The organism is Micromonospora lacuserhaii (assembly GCF_036902735.1).
Taxonomy (GTDB): Bacteria; Actinomycetota; Actinomycetes; order Mycobacteriales; family Micromonosporaceae; genus Micromonospora.
Window position 1 is genome coordinate 22,262 of the sequence record NZ_JBAKHO010000063.1, and the last position, 6,821, is coordinate 29,082.

Consider the following 6,821-nt stretch of genomic DNA (forward strand, 5'->3'; position numbering starts at 1 on the left):
CCAGGGTGGGTGTGACGGGCCGACGCCCCCGGGTCGGCACCGGGCAGTTAAACAGTTCGACCGTCACGGTGTTCCGGCGGCCCGCCGCGGACGGCGCTGGCTAGAGTAACGCGTCTTGCGCGGCGGCTCCACCGCCCGCCGGGCCGCCGACCGGGGCCGAGCAGGACATTGCGCCGCTGCGTGACCGACGCCTCACGCAGCGCCGTCACCCGGTGTGACGGGGCGTACAGGCTGTCGTGCCGCCGAATGCTCGCCGCCACGACTTCGTCCGGTTCGGTGCGGGCCGCCGCCGGGGTCGACCGGCGTGGTGTCCGGTATGACCCGTTCCCGTCCCAGGTGCCGGTTTCCGCGCCACCGGCGAACGGCGGGCGGCGGATCGGCGAATGCCCGGAAAGCGATGACGGAATCACCGTCGGCGACGGTTCTCCCGGTCCAGCGAAATCGGAATCACGGTGATTTCCCGCCCGTCGTGGACCTCGGTCTGCGGGGTCCCCTCGACGAACCGGAAGCGCCGGTTCATCTGCCGGACGACCGCGTTGTGGCCGAGCACCTCACCGGAGAGCCGGTCCAGCTTCAGCTCGTCGAAGGCGTGGTCCACCGCCTCCCGCATGACCTCCAGCCAGGCGGGGAGCGTCTCGCCCCGCTCGGCCAGCCCGTCGGAGTCGAGGTAGAAGCCCCACGAGCCGGTGCGCGGCGGCTCCTGCCGCAGATCGAAGAAGGTGACCACGCCGCAGGGCACGTTGTCGCGGACGTACATCAGGACCCGGCGCGAGGGATCCACCCGGACCCGGGACCACCAGGCGGCGTGCTCGGCCGGGGTGATCTCGTGGCTGGTCTTGCTGACCTGCCGGTTGGTCTCCTGATTGCGCCACGACAGCATCAGGTTGACGTCGTCGTCCGTCGCCTCGCGCAGCACGTCGGCCTCGTTTCCCCTCGGTTCCTCCGGTCGCCGCGACCCTACCCGGTAAAAGGGGAGGTCATTTGCCGGGCTGTACACTCCGGTCCCATGAACGAATTGAGTCGCGCGCAGATTCGCGACCTCATGGCGCAGGTCTTGAAGAACCAGGGCAAGGTGCTCCCGGACGACGACGCCGCGGACCTCCGCGAGATCGGCTTCCGGTCGCTGGACTTCTCCGAGCTGGCCCTGCGGGTCGAGGACGAGACCGGGGAGGAGCTCAACTTCGACGCTCCCGGCCTGCGTCGGATCGCCACCGTCGCCGACGTCCTCGACTTCCTCGTCGAGCTCCAGAAGCAGTGACCGTCGCGACCGCGAGCCCGGCCGGCCTGGACAACCGCATCGTCGTCGGGGGAGTGGCCCGCACCTGGCGGGACCTGCCCACGCCGGAGCTGCCGTCGCCCGCGGCGGTCCTCGCAGCCACCTCCACCGACGCCCTCACCGCGGCCCGGCAGCACGCCACGCACGGCGGCGAGCTGCTGCTGAGCACCCCGGGCCGGGTCGACGCGGCGATGCGCGACGAGCTGCGCGAGGCCGGCTTCGCGGTGACCGCGCTCACCGAGGGCGTGCCCGAGGTCGACGCCCCCACCGCGCCGCGCGCCGGTGAGCCGGGCCGGCTCTGGCTGCTCACCTCCGGCTCCACCGGGCGGCCCAAGCGGGTCGGCCACACCCTCGACTCGCTGACCACCGTCCGGGGCGACCAGCCGGAGCGGACCTGGCTCTGCCCGTACGCCCCCGGCACCTACGCGTGGTGGCAGGTGGTCACCCTGTCCCTGACCCAGCCCGGCCAGCACCTCGTGGTGATCGACCCCGAGGAGCTGGACGAGTGGCCGGCGATCGCCGCCGAGCACGGCGTGGACGCCGCCTCCGGCACCCCCACCTTCTGGCGCCGCACCCTGCACCGGGACGCCCAGGCGTTGGCCAAGGTGCCGCTGCGCCAGCTCACCCTCGGCGGTGAGCCGGTCGACCAGGCCGTCCTGGACCAGTTGCGGGAACTCTTCCCGGCCGCCCGGATCTCCTGGATCTACGCGTCCTCCGAGGTCGGTGCCTCGATCGTGGTGCACGACGGCCGCGCCGGATTCCCGGTGGCCTGGCTGGACCGCGAGACCCCCGGCCGCCCCACCATCTCGGTGCGGGACGAGGAGCTGGTCATCACGTCGCCGTACCACGGCGCCGGGCTCGACGGCCCGGTGCGCACCGGTGACCGGGTGCAGATCGTGGACGACCGGGTGCTGATCACCGGTCGGCTCGACTCCGACGAGATCAACGTGGGCGGCAGCAAGGTCTCCGCCGGCCTCGTCCGGGGCGTGCTGACCTCCCACCCCCAGGTGTCCTGGGCCCGGGTGACCGGCCGCCGGGCCCCGGTGCTCGGCAAGATGGTCGTCGCCGAGGTCGTCCCCGCCCCGTCCGCCGACCCGGCCACCCCGCCGCTGGACGAGGCCGCGCTGGTGCGCTGGTGCGCCGACCGCCTGCCCGAGTACGCGGTGCCGCGCCGCATCCGCATGCTGACCGAGATTCCCGTCAAGGAGACCCTGAAGAGCGATGTCTGATTCCGCGCTCGTACCGCCCAGCACCGTCGTCCTCGTCTCCGGCGGGTCCCGGGGCCTGGGCCTGGCCATCGTCACCGACCTGCTCGCCGAGGGCGTCAAGGTGGCCGCCTTCGCCCGTACCGTCACGCCCGAGCTGGAGAAGCTGGCCGCCGAGCACCCCGACCGGGTGCACGTCGGGTCGGTGGACGTCACCGACCTCAAGGCCGGTCAGGCCTTCATCCGGCAGGTGGAGGAGAAGCTCGGCCCGATCGACGGCGTGGTCAACAACGCCGCCGTCGGCCAGGACAGCCTGCACGTGCACACGTCCAACGACGACATCGCCCGGATCATCGAGACGAACCTGACCGCGCCGCTGCAGCTCACCCGCCTGGTGATCCGGCGGATGCTCGGCAAGGGCCTGCGCGGGCGGATCGTCAACATCACCTCGATCTGCGCCCAGCGCGGCTACCCGGGCCTGGTCGCGTACTCGGCGACCAAGGGCGGGATGGACGCCGCCACCCGGTCGATGGCCCGCGAGCTGGGCGGTCGGATGCTGGTCAACGCGGTGGCCCCGGGCTTCTTCGCCTCGGAGATGTCGGCCGTGCTGGGCAGCACCCAGCTCGACCAGATCGTCAGGCGCACCCCCACCGGGCACCTCACCGAGCCGGAGGAGGTCGTGCCGGTGGTGCGGATGCTGCTCCGCGAGCAGACCAACATCAACGGCCAGGTCCTCGTGGTCGACGGTGCCGCCTCCATCTGAGCCGGCTCGTCCGGCGCACCGGCCCGGGTCCCCGCGGGGGTCCGGGCCGTTCGCCGTATCCGGGGCCGAGGCGGGCCGGCCGGTGACGCGCCCCGTGCCGGCGCTGCTCGGCGCCGCCGAACGGCACCTGCGGGTGGGCAGGCCGGCCGAACTGGCCGACGCGTCCACCCGCAGCCACCTCGCCGACGGCCGCTGCGTCGGCTGGTACGGGCCGCCGACGCCGGGCTGGCGGGTCGCGGTGGACGCCGAGCGGGCCGACGCGGAGGTGCCCCCGGCGCTGGCCCGGCGCTTCGGGCCGGCCGACTTCTGGGACCGCTGGACCCGGGCGGAGAGCCTGTGCAAGCTGGCCGACGTGCCGGTCGCGGCCTGGTGGCGGCGGCACGGGCTGGCCGTACCCGTGGACACCCCGGCGGTGTGGCGGACGCTGCGCCTGGCCGACCTGGTCGTCACGGTCGCCTGCGCGCCGCTGCCCTGAGACGACGCTGCCCCCGTCCCGCCGAGGTGGCGGTACGGGGGCAGCGGTCAGCGTGCGGTCAGATGAGGTCCCAGCTCAGCGGGGTGCCCTTGGCCACGTCGGCGGCGAAGGTCCGGCCGACCACCTTGTCGATGTCCACCGGCGGCAGCCCGCCGGCCGGGCGGATCGAGCGGACGTTGGCCGGGGTGACCGGGTCGCCGGCCTTGACGTCCTCGACGACGAAGAGCGAGCGGCGGAAGCGCAGCCCCTCCTTCTCGGCGGGGGTCGGGCCGATCACCGTGCCGCCCATCGCCGCGAACGCCCGCTCCGACTCGACCACCAGCGACGCCAACTCGGTCGGGTTGAGCGAGAAGTCCGAGTCCACGCCGCCGTCGGCGCGGTCCAGGGTGACGTGCTTCTCGATGAAGCAGGCGCCCAGGGCCACCGAGGCGACCGGCACGCCGATGCCGGGGGTGTGGTCCGACAGACCCACCGGCACGCCGAACGTGTCGGCCAGCACCGGGATGCGGCGCAGGTTGCTGTCGGCCGGCGGCGCCGGGTAGGAGGCGGTGCAGGCCAGCAGGATGATCCCGCCGGCGCCGCCCGCCCGGGCGGTCCGCACCGCGGCGTCGATCTCGGCCACGGTGGCCATGCCGGTGGAGATGACCAGCGGCTTGCCGGTGCTCGCCACCAGCTTGATCAGCGGCAGGTCGACCAGCTCCGAGGAGGCGATCTTGTACGCCGGGGCGTCCAGCGACTCCAGCAGCTCGACCGCGGTGGGGTCGAACGGGGAGGAGAAGACGGTCAGCCCGCGCTGCCGGGCCCGGTCGAAGATCGGCTCGTGCCACTCGTACGGGGTGTGCGCCTTCTCATAGAGCTTGTAGAGGTTCTGGCCACCCCACAGCTCGTGCCCGCCCGAGATGCGGAAGGCGGGGGTGTCGATGTCGATGGTGATGGTGTCCGGCCGGTACGTCTGGAGCTTGAGCGCGTGCGCCCCGCTGGCCGCCACCGCGTCGACGATCGCCAGGGCGCGGTCCAGGTCCCCGTTGTGGTTCCCGGACATCTCCGCGACCACGAACGGCCGCTCCCCGGGCCCGACCGCGTGCGGGCCGATCTTCACTGTCGCCGTCATCTCCGACCTCTGTTCACCTGCGTCCGCGCCGGGGCGCGGTCCTCACGTCGTCGTCCGTGGACGACCTGCACATTCGTCGCCGCCGGGAACCGGTCCGGTTCCCGGAGCGGGTACGTCACGCCCACCGTCACGGGTTGCCGTGACCGGTCAGCGCCTCCGACTGGGCGGCGTCGTCGACGCCCGGTCCGCCCTGCGCCGGGACCGACGGCCCGGCGGAGGGGCCGGTCGTCGGGGCCGGAGCGGTCACCGGCGCCGCGGGGCGGCGCAGTCGGCCGGCCAGCCGGTGCGCCTGGCGCAGCGCGGCGTAGGCGAGGTAATTGTCCTCCCCGACCAACCGGTGCTTGAGGCCGGCCACCCCACCCGGACGAGGGTAGCCGGTCGCCGGGACGTGCCGACGGTACTGCTCGGCCAGCCGGTGGAAGAAGGCCCGGCGCATCCCGGGGTGGATCCGGCCGTCATTGCCGACCACCACCAGCATGTGGTTGATCATGAGCTGGAACAGCTCACCCTCGACGGTCGGGTCCGGGTGGTGCCGGCGGACCCAGTCGAGCTGCCGGTCGTACTGATCGAAGGCGTCGAAGTGCCGCTCGCTGCGGGTGGCGGTGATCGCGCCCTGCCGGCCCTGCCGGTAGAGGTAGCAGACCCGGTCCAGCACGGCGATCTTCTCCGCGCCGATCAGCAGCGGGTTGCTGAACGGGACGTCCTCGTACCAGCCGGGGTGGAAGCGCAGCTCCAGCTCGTCCAGCAGGGTCCGGCGGACCACCTTGTTCCAGGCGGTGTGCTGCACCCGCAGCAGCTCGGGCCGGTCGGCGAGGCGGATGACCCCGGTCACCCCGCGCAGTAACGGGCTGCTGGCGTCGATCTCCTGCCGGCCGTTCTCGTAGACCCGCAGGTGATCGAGCATCAGCACGTCGGGCCGGTCGGCGCGGAGCCGCTCCAGCACCGCCGGGATCGTCCCCGCCGGCAGCCAGTCGTCGCTGTCGACGAACCAGACGTACTCGCCGGCGGCCACGTCCAGGCCGGCGTTGCGGGCCAGGCCCAGGCCGACGTTCTCGGTCAGGTGGACTACCCGCATCCGGCCGTGCCGGGCGGCGTACGCGTCGAGCAGCTCCCCGCACCGGTCCGGGGAGGCGTCGTCGACGGCGACGATCTCCACCGCTGCCTCGTCCCCGGCGGGCACGTCCTCCCGGATCGAGTCCAGGCACTGGTGCAGGTACGCCTCCACCTTGTGTACCGGGACGATCACGCTGAGCAACGGCTTCGGTGCGGAGGGGTCGATCACGTCGCCACCCTCGACCACGTGGGTGGACGGGTCCGGAACCTGATCTGACCGAGACACGCGGAACTCCTCACCAAAGGCCGGCCGAAGCGTTAACGATAGGCACTCCTCGCCGAGCCGGTAAGGTCGCCCCGCGGTAGCACCGCCCGGTGTCGTCGTCGGCCCCCCGCCCCCCGCGCCCGCGCCCGCGCCGCGGCTCCGGCCGGCAGGGAAGGGACGTGCGGAAGAGCGTGGCGGCGCTCGGGTGCTCGACACGACGAGCCCGACCTCTCCGGCGTCCAGATCTTCCTCATCCCCGGCGGATTCGTGCTGGTCTGGTCGGCCCGGAGCGGCGAGCGGCGGCGCGACTTCTGGCAGCGGCGGCTGGCCGGGCTCTACCCGAGCCGTCTGGTGACCTTCGCCGCCGCGCTGCTGGTGATGTGGTGGCATCAACAACGTGAGCTGGGCGCTCTCCTGCCAGCTCCTCTTCTACCTCTGCCTTCCGCTGGTGGCCTTCTGCTGGTGCTGCTCGATGCTCGGCGGCCCGGCGCCCGGCGGGGTCGGTGCCCGGCGGGGTCGGTGCGCGGCGGGGCCGGCCTCCACAGACGGGTCGCCACCCACCGGCGCCGAGGAAGACACCATCACGAGCGATATGACGCAGAGGCATATTTATGGGTCTTGTGACGGGTTAGTGGGTTGTGGTGGGGGCCGGTGACGGCGCATGCCGTTGTTC

The 6,821-nt window shown here is 72.9% G+C and carries 7 protein-coding genes; 4 read left to right on the top strand and 3 right to left on the bottom strand.

Annotation, left to right across the window (positions count from 1 at the left end; genetic code table 11):
• Positions 1-406: 406 nt before the first annotated feature.
• A complete protein-coding gene (locus V6U81_RS25875) occupies positions 407-916 on the bottom strand; it encodes a GNAT family N-acetyltransferase (RefSeq protein WP_334492960.1) in 510 nt (169 codons plus the stop codon).
• Positions 917-1,006: 90 nt separating this feature from the next.
• On the opposite strand from V6U81_RS25875, the gene V6U81_RS25880 reads away from it, so the two are divergent.
• The 4 genes from V6U81_RS25880 to V6U81_RS25895 all read left to right on the top strand — a co-directional run bounded on the left by V6U81_RS25880 (position 1,007) and on the right by V6U81_RS25895 (position 3,719).
• A complete protein-coding gene (locus V6U81_RS25880) occupies positions 1,007-1,258 on the top strand; it encodes a phosphopantetheine-binding protein (RefSeq protein WP_334492962.1) in 252 nt (83 codons plus the stop codon).
• Positions 1,255-2,505, top strand: a complete 1,251-nt coding sequence (locus V6U81_RS25885) for an AMP-binding protein (protein WP_334492964.1) — start codon at positions 1,255-1,257, stop codon at positions 2,503-2,505. Before V6U81_RS25880 ends, V6U81_RS25885 begins: the two co-directional genes overlap by 4 nt.
• Positions 2,498-3,244: an SDR family NAD(P)-dependent oxidoreductase gene (locus V6U81_RS25890; protein ID WP_334492966.1), complete on the top strand. Its 747-nt coding sequence runs from the start codon at positions 2,498-2,500 to the stop codon at positions 3,242-3,244. Before V6U81_RS25885 ends, V6U81_RS25890 begins: the two co-directional genes overlap by 8 nt.
• An 82-nt stretch (positions 3,245-3,326) precedes the next feature.
• Positions 3,327-3,719: a hypothetical protein gene (locus tag V6U81_RS25895; protein WP_334492968.1), complete on the top strand. Its 393-nt coding sequence runs from the start codon at positions 3,327-3,329 to the stop codon at positions 3,717-3,719.
• A 58-nt stretch (positions 3,720-3,777) separates the two neighbouring features.
• Here V6U81_RS25895 and pseI read toward each other — a convergent pair whose 3' ends face one another.
• Positions 3,778-4,830: a pseudaminic acid synthase gene (gene pseI / locus V6U81_RS25900; RefSeq protein WP_334492969.1), complete on the bottom strand. Its 1,053-nt coding sequence runs from the start codon at positions 4,828-4,830 to the stop codon at positions 3,778-3,780.
• Between the two features lie 127 nt (positions 4,831-4,957).
• Entirely contained in the window at positions 4,958-6,076 is a 1,119-nt protein-coding gene (locus V6U81_RS25905) for a glycosyltransferase family 2 protein (protein WP_334492975.1), read from the bottom strand.
• Between the last annotated feature and the right edge of the window lie 745 nt (positions 6,077-6,821).